Here is a 16,510-nt window from a genome sequence, read left to right as displayed (position 1 = left end):
GCCGCCCTGATCCCGGTCGTCATGCTCGACATGTGGGAACACGCCTTCTACCTCGACTACCAGAACGTCAAGCCGGACTACGTCAAGGCCTGGTGGAACATCGTGAACTGGGCAGACGCCGAGGAACGCTTCGCCCGCGCCCGTACCCAGGGCGCCGGCCTCATCGGCTGATTTCTCCTTCCTCTCTCACGAGCGCACAGAACGCCTGCGGGCACCTCTGTGCGCTCGTGTTCGTTCCGGCATCCTCACCACCCCGGAATTCGTCCCAGTTGGCCGTGCGTCCAATAGCCTTGATCCGTGACCGACAACAGCACTCCCCGCAAAGACGCCTACGTCCATGCCTTCCGCGACGATGCGCTCGGCGATCTGGACGCCACCGGTATCGCGGAACGGATCGCGTCCAGGGAAGTCTCGGTCCGTGAGGTAACCGAAGCGGCGATCGCCCGCGCCGAATCGGTCGAGCCCTCCCTGTTCGGGTTGGCGTTCCCCGACTTCGACCGCGCGCTGACGGAAGCGGAACGCCCCCATGAAGGTGTGTTCGCCGGTGTGCCGACGGTCATCAAGGACAACGTCGACGTAGCAGGCCAGCCCACCCAGCACGGCAGCGCGGCGTTCGCCGCAAAACCCGCCCGGGCCGACAGCGACTTCGTCGCGCAGTATCTGTCCACCGGAGTCGTCTCACTCGGCAAGAGCCGGTTACCGGAGTTCGGCTTCAGTGCCTCCACAGAGTTCATGGATGCCGAACCCGTGCACAACCCGTGGAACCTCGCCTACTCCCCCGGAGCCTCGTCCGGCGGTTCGGCCGCGCTCGTTGCTTCAGGGGTGGTTCCGATCGCCCACGCCAACGACGGCGGTGGCTCCATCCGCATTCCCGCCGCGGCGTGCGGGCTCGTCGGCCTCAAACCGTCCCGTGGTCGTACGGTGCCCGATGCCATGGACAAGACGCTGCCAGTCAGGATCATCGCTCAGGGCACCGTCACCAGGTCGGTTCGCGATACGGCTCGGTGGATGGCCGCCGCCGAACGTTACTACCGCAATCCAGCGCTGCCGCCCATCCGGTTGGTAGAGGGGCCCGGCACGACCCGGCTCAACATCGGCGTGGTCGTCGATTCCGTCACCGCGTCCCCCACCGACGACGAAACGCGAAAGTCGGTCCACGCCACCGCCGACCTGCTCGCCGAGCTGGGACACCACGTCGAGGAAGCCCCGATGCCGGTGGGCCAGTCGTTCGTCGACGATTTCTGCACTTACTGGGGATTCCTTGCATTCGTCATCTCCAACAACGGCAAGCGGATGCTCGGGCCCGATTTCGATCGGTCCGCTACCGACAACCTGACACGCGGGCTAGCTGCGATGTACCGCAAGAAGATTGCCAGGACGCCGCAGATGCTGTACCGGCTGCGTCGCACGTACCGCGAGTACGCTCAGGTTTTCCAGAAGTACGACGTGGTGCTGTCGCCCACCCTCGCGCATACCATACCTGAGCTCGGATACCTCTCGCCCACACAGGGTTTCGACGTTCTGTTCGACAAGCTCATCGCCTACACGGCGTTCACGCCGCTGAACAATGCATCCGGTGGGCCTGCCATCTCGCTGCCCCTGCACGAGACGTCGCAGGGACTTCCGCTGGCCTCGCATTTCTCCGCGAACCACGGGGACGAGCGCACATTGCTCGAGTTGGCGTTCGAGTTGGAGCAGGCGAGCCCGTGGCGACGGATTCAGGATGCGCGCTGAACGTTACTTCTCCGCAGGCCCATCCAGGCAACGACTGCGGCGAGAAGCGCCGTCGTACACCCGAATCCGACGGCCAGATGTCGGTCGGTCAGGATCGACGTCGGTGCAGTGACGCTGCGCGACACCGCGACCGGATCGGCGAGAACGGTCGCCAGCTGTGCCTGCTGTACTGCGGACCTGGCCGGCATGGCGGCCACCCCGGCGTTGAGGTCGGTGGACAGCCGGCCCGACAGTGCCTTCAGTTTCGCGAACCCGTCCACGATCTGCGTCGTGGCACCGGCCAGCATCTCCGGCGCCTGATCGGCGATGGGAACGATGCCGTCGTTCAGTTGCCGCGCCCCACTGCTCAGTTCGGCGCTCGCATCGGTCAGCTGTCCCATCGCCACCCGGACGAGTTCCCCGAGGTCGGTGTCGGGGCCCACTTGCTCACCCAGCAATCCGGGTACCGAAGTGAGCTGGCCGGAGAGCAAGCCCAGGTCCGAACTCACCTGCTGTAGGGCCGGAACCACTTCGGGCGCGACGGGAGTGGCCGCGAGAATGCGGATCGCCTCGTCGATTCTCGTGCGCATCTGCACGGCACCGTCGTTCGCTTCGCCGAGGGTGAAACCCAATGCGCTCAATCGATCTGCCAGATCGTTCGCCGTTCCGGCCGTCTCATCGACCACGCCCGCGACCTGATCCGCCACACCGAGAAGTTGCACTGCACCCGAACGCGCCGTCTCGAGGTACGGCAGCAGCGTGTCGGCGCCTTCGGTAAGTTGCTGTGCCGCATCATCTGCCGCCGACGTGCCCGCCGCGAGAAGTCCTGCGGCCATCCCCGCCTGCTGAAAGGTGCTCCGCGACTTCGACATGTCGGTCAGCAGATCGGCGACACCGTCAGCACCTACCTGAGTGGACACCACCTCCGACAGCGCGAGGGATGCCGCCTCGTCCGAGCCCGCCACGTCGAGATCGAGGGTGGCCTGCCGCGGTGTCGCACCCCATACCGAGGCCACCGCGGCACTGAAATCCTCGGGCACGGTGACGGTGGCGAAATAGCTACCCGTCTCGGCCTCGTCGGCCGACACCACCTGCCAGTCGAAATCCTGGTTCGCTTCGAGGTTCTCGATCAGCGATTCGCCGGCCCGTATCGCCTCACCCTCCACCGTGGCGCCTGTATCCGTGTTCACGATCGCCACCGTCCGGCTGTCGGGTGCGTCGTCGAGGAACAGAGCGCCGAGCCCGGCCGCAGTGGCGGTGACAAGTGCGGCCAGACCGAGTGCGGCGGTGCGCCGGGGAGCGGAAGGGTGTCGCATCGTGCCGGTTGCGGTGTGGTGGCCGACGGGCTTCACTGGGCGCTCAGACGTCATTCCGGTGAGGCTAGGCGGCTTTCGTAGGGGGTTGTTGTGGGCTTTCTGAGCGTTCTCTGAGGAACGGTCGCCGCCGCCTGACTTGGTTAGCACTCATGTCCCCTTGTGTGCCAGGCATTGTTCGGTGCATTCTTCAAGTACCCAACGAGGTGTGCGCACGAGGCATGTTTCCAGCACGTCAATCACACCGAGGAGGCAGAGATGAACAGGGACGGCTACATCGGCATCTCGCCCTTCCAGGCCGAAGGTATTTTGCGGGGATTTGTCATTTCGGGACGGTGGCCAGATACCACCAAGGAATGGGCACAGCTACTCGCCCTCGCTGTCCGCGTCGCTTCGGTTCCCGGGCTCCTGCACACCACGACGGTATTCGGCGCGCACGAGGATCTGCCGGAGGAACCGGAGCCCGAGACTGTCGGCCTTGTGGTTGCCGAGGGCACCGTCCTCGGCGAGTTCGCGCTGGCTCCCGGCCGGTTCGCCGACCATCAGCCACCGGCGTTGATGATGCTGCACCCACCGTCGGAGACCACGCCTTCGTTGCCGGAATGCGCGGGCGCCGCCTCCGGTTGCGTGCTGCTGCCCGGCCTACCGCACCTGGGGCTCGGCCACCGCGCGGCCTGGGTGGAGGCGGAGGCGGACGGCACGGTGACATCCATGGTCAGCAGGGTCGGCATCGACCCGATCAGTGACCCCGATACCGCCGTTTTGGCCATGCTGCTGGCGTCGTGAGGGTTCCCGAAAACTCTGTACGTGGTATCCCAAACTTCTTGCCGCCTTTGCGTTTTCGGATTCGTCCCGCTAGCGTGGGGACCAGCGAAGGGGAGTCGCCCCAATCGGCACGTCAGTGTCCGCCACGCCGGGGGACCCCACTGTCAATCCTCCGCCCGACTATTGGAGGAGGATGTTGTGCTGGCCGCCGTGCTGCTGAGCTTCGGGGTGATCTTCGTCGCCGAACTGGGCGACAAATCCCAGCTGATGGCGATGACGTTCGCGCTGCGCTACCGCTGGTGGGTGGTGATCTCGGGCATCACGGTCGCGACGACGGTGGTACATCTGGTGTCGGTCGCCGTGGGCCACAGCCTCGGCGTCGCACTCCCCACCGGCGCGATCAGCGTGGTCGGCGGAGCAGCCTTCCTGGTCTTCGGCGCCTGGACACTGCGCGGTGACCGCCTCAGCAACGGCGAGCAACTCAAGGCCGGCAGAACCACCCGCTCCGCCTTCCTTGCGGTGACGTCCGCCTTCTTCCTCGCCGAACTCGGCGACAAGACGATGCTCGCCACCATCACCCTAGCCACCGACCACGACACGGTCGGTGTGTGGATCGGCTCGACCATCGGCATGGTTGCGGCCGACGCCCTGGCCATCGTGGTCGGCGCAGTCCTGGGCAAGCATCTGCCGGAGAGGGTCATCCGTATCGGCGCCGCGGTGTCGTTCTTCACCTTCGGCGCCTGGCTGCTGTTCGCAGGTCTACTCCCCGGCAGCGCAGCGGGCCCCCTCGCGGGCGGCGCGGTCGCAATCACCGCGGTCGCTGTCGCAGGGGGTCACACTGTGTGGTCCCGTCGCCGGAAACAAGCCCCGGCGAAGGACCACGAATTGCAGCACTAGCCGCCGTCCGGCACGGTCACAGCGAGTCGACAAGACCACGCACTCCGGCAATACTCGACGCGAGAGTTTCTCGATCTTCTCCGCGGACGAGAGGCGTGTGTGAACCATCCCGTTGCGAGCGCCAAACCGGCGCTTCTCACAGTCGACGATGATCCTGGGGTGTCGCGTGCCGTCGCCCGGGACCTGCGGCGTCGGTACGGCGAGAAGTACCGGATCATTCGCGCCGAGTCCGGTGAATCTGCACTGGAGGCGCTGCGCGAGCTCAAATTGCGAGGCGACCCCGTCGCCGTCATTCTCGCCGACTACCGCATGCCGGCAATGAGCGGAATCGAGTTCCTCGAGAAGGCCATGGACCTGTACCCGGTGGCGCGGCGTGTGCTGCTCACCGCTTACGCAGATACCGATGCGGCCATCGAGGCGATCAATGTGATCGACCTCGACTACTACCTGCTCAAGCCGTGGGATCCGCCGGAGGAGAAGTTGTATCCGGTGGTCGACGCGTTGCTCGACGCGTGGGCGTCGTCGGAGCGGCACCCGGTGGAGGAAACCAAGGTGATCGGCCATCGCTGGGCGGCCAGCTCGTCGGAGGTGCGGGAGTTCCTCGCCCGCAACCAGCTCTCATATCGCTGGTACATGTCGGACGAACCGGAAGGTGAGCGACTGCTCGCCGCCGCCGGGGCCGACGGACTGCGGTTGCCCGTAGTCATCTGTCCGGACGGTGATGTCCTCGTCGAGCCGGCAGAGACGGAGCTGGGCAATCGGCTCGGGCTGCGCACGTCGCCGTCGGAGAACTTCTACGATCTTGTCGTCGTCGGAGGTGGTCCCGCCGGGCTGGGCGCCGCGGTCTACGGCGCCTCCGAAGGTTTACGCACTGCGCTCGTCGAGCGGACTGCGACCGGCGGACAAGCGGGTCAGAGCAGCCGGATCGAGAACTATCTCGGATTCCCCGATGGCGTGTCCGGTGCTCAGCTGGCGGACCGCGCCCGCCGGCAGGCAACCCGATTCGGGGCCGAGCTGATCACGACACGCGACGTGGTGGCTCTCGAGGTGAACGGCTCGGCCCGCACGGTGCGATTCGCCGACGGCGACACCATCGACGCGCACACCGTCATCCTCGCCACCGGGGTCTCGTATCGGCGCCACCCCGCGCCGGGCATCGACGAACTCACCGGACGCGGTGTCTATTACGGCTCGGCCGTCACCGAGGCGGCCCGCTGCGCAGATCAGGACGTCTACATCGTCGGCGGTGCCAACTCTGCGGGGCAGGCTGCGATGTACCTCGCGCGGGGTGCGCGCACCGTCACGATCGTGGTCCGGGCGCGATCGCTCGAAGACTCGATGTCGTACTACCTGATTCAGCAGATTCAGCAGAACCCGCGAATACGCGTCCGGCCGTGCACCGAGGTGGTCGGCGTGGAGGGTGACGGTCACCTCGAGAGGATCCGGTTGCGCGACAACGCCGACGGGAGCGAGGAGACCGTCGATGCCGGATTCCTGTTTCTGTTCATCGGGGCTGCCCCGCGCACCGAGTGGCTCGACGGTGTGGTGATCCGCGACGAGCACGGGTTCGTGGTGTCCGGCCCGGATCTCGTCGTGGACGGAAAGGCGCCGAGCGGCTGGCCACTCGACCGGCTTCCACACCACCTCGAGACCAGTGTTCCCGGAATCTTCGCCGCCGGTGACGTTCGGGCCGAGTCGGCAAAACGGGTGGCGTCGGCCGTCGGTGAAGGTGCGATGGCCGTCATGCTCGTCCACCGCTATATCGGACAACTTGTTCGAGAAACTCGACGATCGCCAGCTCGGCCAGCTGTGCGAGAGCGGCCGCGTCGAACTCATCGAGCCGGGCCCGGTGTTCGCCGAGGGTGACGCTGCCACCTGCTTCTACGTGCTGATGGAAGGCGAATTGGTCCTCGGCAAGTTGTCGGGGGGCGAGGAGATCGAGGTCAACCGAACCTCACAACGGGGCGTGTATGCCGGGGCGTGGCAGTCGTATCTCGGTGACCGCGCACCCCAGGCATACACGTCATCGCTGCGGGTCACCACACCGTCCCGGTTCTTCGTGCTGGACGCCGACCGCTTCGGAGCCCTGATGCACGAGTGGTTCCCGATGGCAGTCCACCTCCTCGAAGGGTTGTTCTTCGGCACTGAGAATTCCCGTCAGATCGTCGACCAGCGTGAGCGGCTCCTCGCCCTGGGCTCGCTGTCCGCGGGACTGACGCACGAGCTCAACAACCCGGCGGCTGCCGCAGTCCGAGCGACGGCCTCGCTCCGCGACCGGGTGTCGCACATGCGGCAGAAGCTCGGGGTCATCGCGTCCGGGGTGTACGACCGGCAGGCACTCGCGACACTGATCCGGTTGCAGGAGGAAGCGGCCGAACTGGTGGCGAAAGCCCCCACACTGACACCGCTGGAAGCTGCGGATCGTGAAGATCAGCTCGGGGACTGGTTCGACACCCATGGGGTCTCCGGCGGTTGGGATCTCGCCCCCACCTTCGTGCAGGCAGGTCTCGACATCCCGTGGCTCGAGCGGATCGTGGCGAGTGTCGAGGACGACGCGGTGGTCGAAAGCACGATCCGGTGGCTCAACTACACCATCGAGACAGAACTCCTGATGAACGAGATCGCCGACTCGACTGCCCGAGTATCGACCCTGGTGAATGCCGCGAAGCAGTACTCCCAAATGGACCGTGCCCCCTACCAGCGCGTGGACCTTCGCGAACTGCTCGACAGTTCGCTGGTGATGCTGGGGCGCAAGATCGGCGACTCGGTCGCGGTGGTGAAGGATTACGACCCTTCACTGCCGCAGGTTCCTGCCTACGCGGCGGAACTCAACCAGGTGTGGACGAATCTCATCGACAATGCTGTGGCCGCCATGAAGGGGCGCGGCACTCTCACCGTCCGCACCCGGCGGGACGGCGACATGGCGCTCATCGAGATCGGCGATACCGGCCCCGGGGTGCCGGAGGAGATCCGCTCGCGCATCTTCGAACCGTTCTTCACCACGAAACCCGTCGGCGAAGGTACCGGGCTGGGGCTCGACATCTCCTGGCGCATCGTGGTGAAGAAGCACCGCGGCGACCTACGCGTGCACTCCGAACCGGGCGATACCCGCTTCCAGGTTCGCATCCCGATCGAACCGGAAGTGACAGTGATCGAAGGAGACTCGCATGGGTGAAGTGGAAGGCATCGACACCGGCGTCGCACCGAGCGGTACCGGATGCGCCGAATGCGACGCATCCGGTGGGTGGTGGGTGCACCTGCGGCGCTGCGCACTGTGCGGGCACGTCGGATGCTGTGACTCGTCGCCGGCGCAACACGCCAGCCGGCACGCCGCCGACACCGGGCATCCGGTGGTGCAGAGCTTCGAACCCGGTGAGTCGTGGTTCTGGAACTACGCCACCGATCAGATGTTCCAGGGACCCGAACTGACTGCACCGCAGCATCATCCGCTCGAGCAGACCATTCCGGGCCCAGCCGACCGGGTTCCGCAGGACTGGCAGAAACACATCCACTGATCTGCAGAGCTAGAGGTCGGTGCCGGCGTCCGTCACATGGCGAGCCGTGGCGGCGTCCTGTTCGTCGTAGCGGGCGAGCACCGCCTCGAACGCCTCCTTCATCGCCCTTGCGTAGCGTTCGTGCGCGGCGAGAACACCGACCGCAGTGTTCTCTTCCGCCACTCCGGTACCGCCGACGGCCGTCGCCCGAAATCGCTCGGCCAGCTCCGCCGCCGACAACAAATGCGTTTCGCCCAGACCGAAGTTGTCGGGCGCCAGTTCCCGGGACGCCCGCAGTCGCAGATCCGCCATGTCCGATGCCAGCGCATCACACGCCGCGATGCACCGCAGCAGCGCATCGCGATCGACTTCCACCTGATTTCCGGTCATCCGCCCCCCCAACAGTGTTCGCCCGCGCCTCCCGTGCGCATGCGAAGACAAACTACCCGCCTACTCCACGGGCCGGTAGGTGCACACGTGCACGCCCGTGCTGCTGGTGATCGTGGAGACCAGCTCGAGAGTCCGCAACCCACCGTTCTCGGGGAAAATTGACTTACCGCCGCCGAGGATCACCGGCTCGATCATGAGCCGGAGCTCGTCGAACAGGCCTTCGCTGACAAGGGTGCGCGCCAGCGTGGCGCTCCCCATCACCAGCAGCGAGCCGTCCCCGTTCTCCCGCAGCTTCCGGATTTCGGCGACAGCCTCGTCGCCGGGGATGCGGGTGGTGTTCTCCCACGTCAGCTCGCCGTCGCCCAGCGTCGCGGACACCACGTACTTCGGGATGGCGTTCATCTGGTCGGCGAAGGGGTCACCGGCCCGCTCCGGCCACGCCGCGGCCATCGTCTGCCACGTGCGCCGCCCGAACAGCAACGCCTTCGCCCCGCTCATCGCGTCGCCGAAAGCGGCTCCCATCGACTCCGGATCGAAGAACGGATGCGACCAGCCGCCGTGCGCGAACCCACCCTCGGTGTCCTCTTCGGGTCCGCCGGGTGCCTGCACGACGCCGTCCAAACTGATGAAGTCCATGATCACAACGCGCACGGGACTCACTCCTCTTACTCGTTACGGGGATCTACTCGTTACGGGGATGACGAAGGGGTAGACCATCGAGCCACCCGAAACTCATCGCGCCCACTGTATCCACCGGACGGTACGGCTCACGCGCTTTCGTCGCGCTCAGGAAAGGACGTGTGCCACGGCGTCGGTGTTGGCTGTGTCCTGCCGGTCATAGCGGTCGGCTGTGCCTGCAAGGTTGTCGGCGATCCTGGCGATGTCGCCGAGAAGCGCCTCTCGTCGCGCGTCGAGATAAGCGCCGAATCGTATGAAGGCAGCGCCGGACGCCGAAGCCCACGCTGCAGATGACCGGGCAATCACCCCATCGATGGGCGTGAGCGCAGTGTTCACTTCTGCGAACACACCATCCATCTGCCCTGCTGCGACACGCAGCTCCACGATATCGACGATCACTGTTCGTCCCTCCCCCACGACGTCCCCCTTTACGGATCCGATTGAGCTCCGCTACCTTACGTCCACAGTGGCACCCGGGGGGGACCGTGGACTTGAAGATGATCCGTGAGTGGGACACCGTCGCGCTCGAACAGTTGGAACAGGTTTTGTCAGCGCGCATCACCGTCATCGACGACGTGCGGCGGCGGATCACCGGCCTTGGTGGTCTCTGCGCTTGGAAGGGTGAGGCCGCAGAGGCAGCACGGCACGCTTTCCAGGTGACCGTCGACGACCTCACGGACGAAGGTGCTTCGATCGGTACGGTCCGTCAGGTCACGGCGGAAACGTTCGATGCTGTTACGCACGTCAAGATGGGGCTCTCCGTGCTGATGGCGGCCGCCGACGACAATGCGTTCACCGTGTCCGATGCCGGTGTAGTCACCGATGCGCCGACTCAACCGGAACGGTCGCCGCACGATGTTGCAATCCGGGCTACGTTCAGAGCCGACCTCGAAGTGAGTGTGAAGGCGCTGATCCTACAGGCTGAGAATATCGACGCCGACGCGGCCCGCGTACTCGTACAGGCCTACGGTGGGATCGATTCTCGCGGTGCCCGAGATGTCGATGCCGCAGTCACAGCCGGTGAGCAGCACGGCGCACTGTCCGCACCGACGCCGCCGCAGAACGGTTCCCCGCTGGAGAACCGGAAGTACTGGGCGTCGATGCCGGAATCGGAACGCGGGGAAGTACTCGAGCACCATCCCGAATGGGTCGGAGCGCGAGACGGCATCCCTGCTGCCGCGCGGCATCAGGCAAACGTCAACCAGTTCGACGATGAGCGGGCCCGGTTGACATCAGAACGCGACCGGCTGAAGTCGATCCTCGACCACACGATGTTCGGGGGCGTATTCACCAATGATGATGCCGCACTGTGGTACACCGAACAGAAACTGAGAGATCTGGATGTGGTCGAGCAGATCGTTGCGAAGAATCCGGATGGAAAACTGATGCTGCTCGACCTGACATCCGGGGAGCGTGGAATGGCGGCCTTCGCGGTGGGTGACCCCGATACCGCCGACCACATTTCGGTGACGACGCCCGGGCTGAACACCACGATCGTCGACTCCTTCGAGGGAATGGTCGGCGAGGCACGGTCTCTGGGAAACGCGAGTGTCGAGCAGTTGCGGCTTCAGGGGCGAGCAGGCGAGTCAGTCGCAACGATTGCGTGGTTGGGGTACGAGCCGCCGCAGACAATGGGGCCCGGCAAATTCGACACGGTTCGAGGCTTGCTGGACGTGACACAGAGTGACCGGGCAGTGGCGGGAGCGTCCAGGCTGGCCGCCTTTTTCGAAGGCGTGAATGTGGCTTCTCGTCAATCCGATCCGCACCTCATCGCACTCGGACATTCGTACGGTTCCTATACGACTGGCCTGGCACTCCAGGATCCCCGTTCGGGCCATCCGGTCGATGACGCGGTGTTCTACGGTTCCCCCGGCATCAACGCCGATGACGAGTCCGACCTCGGATTGCGTGAGGGGCATGGATACGTGATGGAGGCCGACGAAGACCGGTTCGTCACCGAAGTAGGCAGGACGCACAGGTTCGGCCCCGACCCGGGTACAGCGAGTTTCGAACAGCTCTCCGTCGAAGAGGGAATGAGCCCGGACGGAACTCATCGCGGCGGCGTTCTGGGGCACAGCGAGTATCCGCACGAGGGAACCATGTCCGCATACAACATGTCGGCAATCGTGGCCGGCCTGCCGGAGAGGGTCGTTCGGTGATTGCCGATCCGCGCCGCTCGGCTCACCGGACTGCCGCTGTGGTTGCCCACTCCAGCGGCCGAACAGGGTGCCGTTACCCGCAAGCGGACCTCGGGAGTTCTACCGAGTAACAGGTCGGGGGTGTTCACCCATTAATAGCCGTTGTGTTCACCTATTAGGATCGCCGTCGGACGCGGACCCAGTTTCTGCGCAGTCGACGCTATTGCGCCCGTTTCGGGCGGTTCTCCGGTCAGCGTGCGGCACGTTCGACGTGGTGGGAGCGGTGCTCTGGCCGAACCCGCACCTGAAAGTTGGTCATTTTCGGCGGGTGGTCGAGGTCGGCTACCGGGATCCGGAGATTCCGTTGTCGGGGCGGGGTAGCTATCTGCCGGGACGGGTGGCAGGCGACAACTCTGTGTGACACGTGGTAGCTCGATTGATGCGAGGCCGCCGGCGCGGTGTGCGCTCGGGTTCCGGTTCTCCGAGGAACCGGCCCCAACAGTCGAGCGTTCCGCGGCGGGTGGCCGCGTCGTGCAGGATCAGCAGGTTCAACGCAGCGAGGGTGAACCCGGCGAGCAGGGTGTAGCGGCGGATCCCGAATTCGCGGAAGAACCCACGATGCATTGTCATCCGGTTCTGCTTCAGGTCGGCGAACAGGATCTCGATCCCGACTCTGCGGTGATAGGACGCTTCCCAGGCGACGGTGCCGTGCTGGAACGGAATCCGCAGGTCCGGGTAATCCGTGTCGTCGAGGGTGATGGTGCACCCGCACCCGCATGGCGTGCCGGGTGTGCAGGAGGTCGTCGGCACGCTCTGCGGTGCGCTCATCGAGATCGGGTTGTTCGGGCAGCGGACCCGCGCCGGTGGGACGGCGGGCCCGCGGTACCGGCGGGACCCGTCCGGGCGCCGTGCGGAACGAACGCGTAGGCCTGCCGCGCCTGGTGACGTCGCTCGATCCGGGCACGCACCTCGTCCTTCATGTCGACGTCGATCGGGTCGAGATCCTCGAGTCCCGCCGGCAGGCTCGCCGAGTACAGGGTGCCGTCGATCCATATCGTGTGTGCCGTCGGGTCCCGGGTGCGTCCCGCGCTGGTTCGGGTGCAGGTCGTAGATGGTGGTGTAGCCCAGCCGCCAGACCGGGATCGCGAACTTGTCGTCGGTGACGAAGTTGTAGGCGCGGTCGGCGATGAGATGGCGCGGCTTGCCGATGCGGTCGCCGAGCGTCTCAACAGCGGGCAGGCCGCTGAGTCCCTTGTTCGACCCCGCCGGCGAAAGGTTCATCGACCGCGCGACGTGCACCACCGGTAGTTGGCCGGGCGCCGACACAACATCGGTGACGACAGGGAGATCGAACCCGCAGAAGAACATCGTTTCCTCGAACTCCGGACTGCGGCGCAGAGTCTGAAGCCGACCAGTTCCACTTAGCGTCTCGTTGCGGAAATGGTCACCGGCCAATGTCGACGGGGCGGCAGTAGGTCAGGAGCTTCCGGTCACGGGGGCCGCTTCCGGAACGCGCCGGTCAGGGTTGCGTACGCGAGATTCGTCGAGGAGTCTCGGCGTTGCGAATGGTCCGGCGTTCTCGCTCGGTGGTGCCTCCCCAGATGCCGAACCTTTCGCCGGCGCGCAGCGCGAAGGCGCGGCAGGGTACGAGCACTGGGCATGCGCCGCAGATAGTTTTCGCGCGCTGTTCTCGGCGGGTGCGAACGCCGGTAGGTTCGCCATCCCACCCGAAGAAGAGGGTGGGCCCGTAGAAGCTGCAGGCACCACGATTCCGCCAACTGGTGTCGTCGGCGTCGGGTGCGTTTTTGGTCTTCACGGCGGGGGTGTGCACAGCGGTATCGGGCGGCATAGGAACCTCGTGTTTCGGGGCCTTGGCGGGGCGCTGGGGGCGCGGGAGGTGGTGCCTGACCGTGGTCGCCGACGCGATCGTGTGCTGGCGACGGGATACCACGGTCGTGCGGTCGACACCATGCCGAGCAGGGACGGCAGGGAGACGACGAAAACCTCGCCCACATGTGGTCCACCCACCACGCCAACAACTCGACACCGACGGCTACTGCCCGCTCAGGGCACCATGATCACGTAGCCTCGGGCGTCCCACCGGGCCCGTCCAGGGCTGGTGCTCGCGCGATGGTCTCGTGCAGTGTCGGCTGGCTGTCCGGTCCGGTCGGATGGCTGGCGGGGCTCAGGCTGCCGGTCACGAGGTGCGAGGAATGTCTGTGTGCAGGGCCGTCTTCCGTTGGGTTGCGATCGGGACGAACTGTGCGAGCGCGTCGGCGTCGTCGAGTGCGGCCGGGTTGGCGACGCTCGATAGTGCGGCGCCTTGGAGGACTCTCTTGATGGGGATCTCGAGCCGTTTGCCGGTCATGGTGTGGGGCAGGGTGGGTAGGGCGATGACGTCGTCGGGGACGTGGCGGGGGGAGACCTCGGACCGGATCCGGCCGCGGATCCGGGCGACGAGGTCGGGGGTAAGGTCGTGTCCGTCGGCGAGGACCACGAAGAGGGGCATCCAGTAGCCGCCGTCGGATTCCTCGACGCCGACGACGACTGCGTCGGCGATTTCTTCGAGTTGGTCGACGACTTCGTAGATTTCGGCGCTGCCCATGCGGACGCCGTACCGGTTCATGGTGGCGTCGGAGCGGCCGTGGACGATGACGCCGCCGCGGGTGTTGACGGTGACCCAGTCGCCGTGGCGCCACACGTCGGGGTAGGTGGAGAAGTAGGCGTCGCGGTAGCGGGCTCCGTCGGGGTCGTTCCAGAAGTACAGCGGCATGGACGGCATCGGGCGGGTGACGACGAGCTCGCCGACCTCGTCGGTGACGGGGTGTCCGTGCCCGTCCCAGGCTTCGAGGGCCACGCCGAGCAACCGGGCCTGCATCTCGCCGGGGTACGACGGGAGGGTGGGTGCGCCGCCGGCGAACCCGGAGACGATGTCGGTGCCGCCGCTGGCGGCGGCGAGCCAGGTCGTGGGCAGGGTGTCGTGGATCCACTGGGCGGTGCCGGCGGGTAGTGGTGAGCCGGTGCTGCCGAGTCCGGTCAGCTGGAGGTCGTAGGCCGCGCCGAGGGGGGTGCCGTCCTTGTGGGCGGCGGTCAGGTAGGCGGCGCTGGTGCCCAGGAAGGTCAGCTGCTCGTCGGCGGCCAGCTGCCACAGGGCGCCGGGGTGGGGCCAGCCGGGGCTGCCGTCGTAGAGCACGATCGTTGCGCCGAGGAGCAGGCCGGAGACCTGGATGTTCCACATCATCCAGCTGGTGCTGGTGTACCAGGCGAAGCGGGAGGAGGCGTCGAGGTCGAGGTGGAGGCCGAGGAACTTGAGGTGCTCGAGGGTGACGCCGCCGTGGCCGTGCACGATGCCCTTGGGTCGGCCGGTGGTGCCGCTCGAGTACAGCACCCACAGCGGCTGGTCGAACGGCACCGGGGTCGTTTCGAGCAGGTGGTCGCCCTGGGTGAGGGTGTCGAAGTGCTCGGTGCCGGGTGGCTGGGCGCCGCCGAGGTGCGGCACCCACACAGTGGTCCGCACCGACGGCAGCAGGCGCCGCAGTTCGTCGTTGTGGGCGGAGCGGTCGTGTTCCTTGCCGGCGTAGCGGTAGCCGTCGGCGAGGAACAGCACGGTGGGTTCGAGCTGGCCGAGGCGGTCGGCGGCGCCGTCGGGTGAGTACTCCTGGGAGCAGGCCGACCAGGTGGCGCCGACGGCGGCGGTGGCGAGGAACGCGACGACGGTGGCGGTGATGTTCGGGAGGTAGCCGACAACACGGTCACCCGGGCCGATGCCCCGGGTTCGGAGCCAGTGTGCGAGGGAGGCGACCTGGTTGCGGAGTTCGTCGCGGGTCACCTCGTGCCGGTGCCCGTCTTCGGAGACGGCGACGATCGCGGTCTTCTCGCCGGTGCGGCGCAGCGCCTGATCGGCGTAGTTGAGTGTGGCGCCGGGGAACCACTCCGCGCCCGGCATCGCGTCGTCGGCCAGCACTCGCGTGGCCTGCCGGCGGAAGCGCACGTCGTAGAAGTCGGCGATCGCCTGCCAGAACTCTTCGAGTTCGGTGGTCGACCAGCGCCAGAGCTCGGCGTAGCCGCCGAACTCACCCCGTCCTTCGGCGGCCAGCCACCGCCCGAACGCGCTGATCTGTGTTCGGGCGGCGGCGTCCGGTGTCGGGGTCCACGCCGGCACGGGGGCCGGGGTGGGGTCCTCAACCGGCATTGTGGGCCCCGGTCATCATCGCGGCGACGTCCTCGGGCATGAGGAAGGACGGGGGCGGGGGCGGGCCCCAGTTGAACAGGCCCTTCACACCTTCCCAGGTGCCGGGCGTCCAGAGCGCGTCGTCGACGATGCAGTCGATGTCGGAGTAGTACTCGGAGAAGTTGCCGGCCGGGTCCTTGAGGTACCAGAAGAAGTTGGATCCGACGTGGTGGCGACCCAGGCCCCAGACGTGCCGCTCGGGGTTCTGATCGAGCATCGCCATTGCCCCGCGGCCGATCTCGTCGATGTCCTCGACCTGCCAGGAGGTGTGGTGCAGGAAGTTCACCGGCGCCTGCTGGACCAGCACGTTGTGGTGGTCGGTCGAGCAGCGCATGAATGCGGCGATGGACGGGACGACGTCGCTGACCTTGAACCCGATGCCCTCGGTGAAGAACCGCTGGGTCGCGGCCTGGTCGGTGGACCCGATGACCACGTGACCGAGCTTGCGCGGGGTCACCGGGCCCTCGCGCACGATGCCCGGCGCCCGCACGTTGGCGCGGTCGATCCGGCCGGGCCCGTTGTACGGGGTGGGCTCGGTGCGCTGCTGCTCGATGCGCGGCGCCACCGAGATCACGGCGCGGAAACCGGCGATCGGTTCCTCGGTGACCAGCGCGTCGGCGGTCCGCTCGACCGGCAGGTCCAGGGTGCGGAGCTGACGGGCGATGCGGTCGAGGTCATCGGGATTCTCCGCGCCGATGCCGATCTCGACGAGCCGCCTGCGGGGTGCGTGGGCGAGCTTGAACTGTTCGCCGCCGTCGGTGGTGGCGAACGCGTTTTTACCGAGCGGTGTGAGACCGAAGTCGGTGTAGTAGGCGGCGGTCTCCTCGACGTTGGGGACGCCGACGGTGATCGAGGTGAGGCGGTGTAGAGCCATGGCGGTCTGTCCTTCCC

Annotated in this window: 15 protein-coding genes and 1 pseudogene; 8 read left to right on the top strand and 8 right to left on the bottom strand. The window is 66.5% G+C overall.

Features of this window, described 5'->3' with window-relative positions; all coding sequences use genetic code 11:
* Together NOF53_RS21370 and NOF53_RS21365 are read left to right on the top strand one after the other, a co-directional pair.
* On the top strand, positions 1 to 171 hold a 171-nt coding region (locus NOF53_RS21370; RefSeq protein WP_255971576.1), incomplete at its 5' end, for a Fe-Mn family superoxide dismutase.
* A 126-nt stretch (positions 172 to 297) separates the two neighbouring features.
* The gene (locus NOF53_RS21365; RefSeq protein ID WP_255972456.1) at positions 298 to 1,734 is read left to right on the top strand and encodes an amidase; all 1,437 of its coding nucleotides are present in this window, start codon (positions 298 to 300) and stop codon (positions 1,732 to 1,734) included.
* Here the strand turns inward: NOF53_RS21365 and NOF53_RS21360 are convergent.
* On the bottom strand, positions 1,719 to 3,083 hold the full coding sequence (locus tag NOF53_RS21360; protein ID WP_255972454.1) for a YhgE/Pip domain-containing protein: 1,365 nt from the start codon (positions 3,081 to 3,083) through the stop codon (positions 1,719 to 1,721). The genes NOF53_RS21365 and NOF53_RS21360 overlap by 16 nt on opposite strands.
* Before the next feature lie 201 nt (positions 3,084 to 3,284).
* Here NOF53_RS21360 and NOF53_RS21355 point away from each other — a divergent pair, with 201 nt between their 5' ends.
* From NOF53_RS21355 to NOF53_RS21335, 5 genes and pseudogenes are all read left to right on the top strand, one after another.
* Positions 3,285 to 3,812: a peptidase gene (locus NOF53_RS21355; RefSeq protein WP_255972451.1), complete on the top strand. Its 528-nt coding sequence runs from the start codon at positions 3,285 to 3,287 to the stop codon at positions 3,810 to 3,812.
* Between the two features lie 177 nt (positions 3,813 to 3,989).
* The gene (locus NOF53_RS21350) at positions 3,990 to 4,688 is read left to right on the top strand and encodes a TMEM165/GDT1 family protein (protein ID WP_255972449.1); all 699 of its coding nucleotides are present in this window, start codon (positions 3,990 to 3,992) and stop codon (positions 4,686 to 4,688) included.
* A 99-nt stretch (positions 4,689 to 4,787) separates the two neighbouring features.
* Positions 4,788 to 6,458: pseudogene (locus tag NOF53_RS21345) on the top strand (NAD(P)/FAD-dependent oxidoreductase); the annotation flags it as partial.
* Positions 6,418 to 7,863 carry an ATP-binding protein gene (locus NOF53_RS21340; RefSeq protein ID WP_374212647.1) on the top strand — a complete coding sequence of 482 codons (1,446 nt, stop codon included), beginning with the start codon at positions 6,418 to 6,420 and terminating at the stop codon, positions 7,861 to 7,863. The pseudogene NOF53_RS21345 and the gene NOF53_RS21340, both read left to right, overlap by 41 nt.
* Entirely contained in the window at positions 7,856 to 8,203 is a 348-nt protein-coding gene (locus NOF53_RS21335; RefSeq protein WP_255972445.1) for a UBP-type zinc finger domain-containing protein, read from the top strand. The genes NOF53_RS21340 and NOF53_RS21335 overlap by 8 nt, the downstream gene beginning before the upstream one ends.
* Before the next feature lie 9 nt (positions 8,204 to 8,212).
* On the opposite strand, the gene NOF53_RS21330 is transcribed toward NOF53_RS21335, so the two are convergent.
* The 3 genes from NOF53_RS21330 to NOF53_RS21320 all read right to left on the bottom strand — a co-directional run bounded on the left by NOF53_RS21330 (position 8,213) and on the right by NOF53_RS21320 (position 9,649).
* Positions 8,213 to 8,572 carry a hypothetical protein gene (locus NOF53_RS21330; protein ID WP_255972443.1) on the bottom strand — a complete coding sequence of 120 codons (360 nt, stop codon included), beginning with the start codon at positions 8,570 to 8,572 and terminating at the stop codon, positions 8,213 to 8,215.
* Between the two features lie 60 nt (positions 8,573 to 8,632).
* Positions 8,633 to 9,223 carry a dihydrofolate reductase family protein gene (locus tag NOF53_RS21325; protein WP_255972441.1) on the bottom strand — a complete coding sequence of 197 codons (591 nt, stop codon included), beginning with the start codon at positions 9,221 to 9,223 and terminating at the stop codon, positions 8,633 to 8,635.
* 135 nt (positions 9,224 to 9,358) lie between these two features.
* A complete protein-coding gene (locus NOF53_RS21320) occupies positions 9,359 to 9,649 on the bottom strand; it encodes a type VII secretion target (protein ID WP_255972439.1) in 291 nt (96 codons plus the stop codon).
* A 98-nt stretch (positions 9,650 to 9,747) separates the two neighbouring features.
* Here NOF53_RS21320 and NOF53_RS21315 point away from each other — a divergent pair, with 98 nt between their 5' ends.
* Positions 9,748 to 11,409, top strand: coding sequence for an alpha/beta hydrolase (locus tag NOF53_RS21315; RefSeq protein ID WP_255972437.1), 1,662 nt, complete (start codon positions 9,748 to 9,750; stop codon positions 11,407 to 11,409).
* A gap of 360 nt (positions 11,410 to 11,769) precedes the next feature.
* Here NOF53_RS21315 and NOF53_RS21310 read toward each other — a convergent pair whose 3' ends face one another.
* The 4 genes from NOF53_RS21310 to NOF53_RS21295 form a co-directional block, all read right to left on the bottom strand.
* Positions 11,770 to 12,756: a hypothetical protein gene (locus NOF53_RS21310; protein ID WP_255972435.1), complete on the bottom strand. Its 987-nt coding sequence runs from the start codon at positions 12,754 to 12,756 to the stop codon at positions 11,770 to 11,772.
* Between the two features lie 151 nt (positions 12,757 to 12,907).
* Positions 12,908 to 13,204, bottom strand: a complete 297-nt coding sequence (locus tag NOF53_RS21305) for a WhiB family transcriptional regulator (RefSeq protein WP_255972433.1) — start codon at positions 13,202 to 13,204, stop codon at positions 12,908 to 12,910.
* A 381-nt stretch (positions 13,205 to 13,585) separates the two neighbouring features.
* Complete coding sequence (locus tag NOF53_RS21300; RefSeq protein ID WP_255972431.1) at positions 13,586 to 15,580, bottom strand: acetoacetate--CoA ligase; 1,995 nt, start codon at positions 15,578 to 15,580, stop codon at positions 13,586 to 13,588.
* Positions 15,570 to 16,493 (bottom strand): VOC family protein, encoded by a 924-nt coding sequence (locus NOF53_RS21295; RefSeq protein WP_255972429.1) that lies wholly within the window; start codon positions 16,491 to 16,493, stop codon positions 15,570 to 15,572. The genes NOF53_RS21300 and NOF53_RS21295 overlap by 11 nt, the downstream gene beginning before the upstream one ends.
* Positions 16,494 to 16,510: the final 17 nt, after the last annotated feature.

The sequence above is a fragment of the Rhodococcus tibetensis genome (assembly GCF_024438035.1).
GTDB classification, from domain to species: Bacteria; Actinomycetota; Actinomycetes; order Mycobacteriales; family Mycobacteriaceae; genus Rhodococcus_F; species Rhodococcus_F tibetensis.
This window is presented reverse-complemented; position numbering and strand designations above follow the sequence as displayed.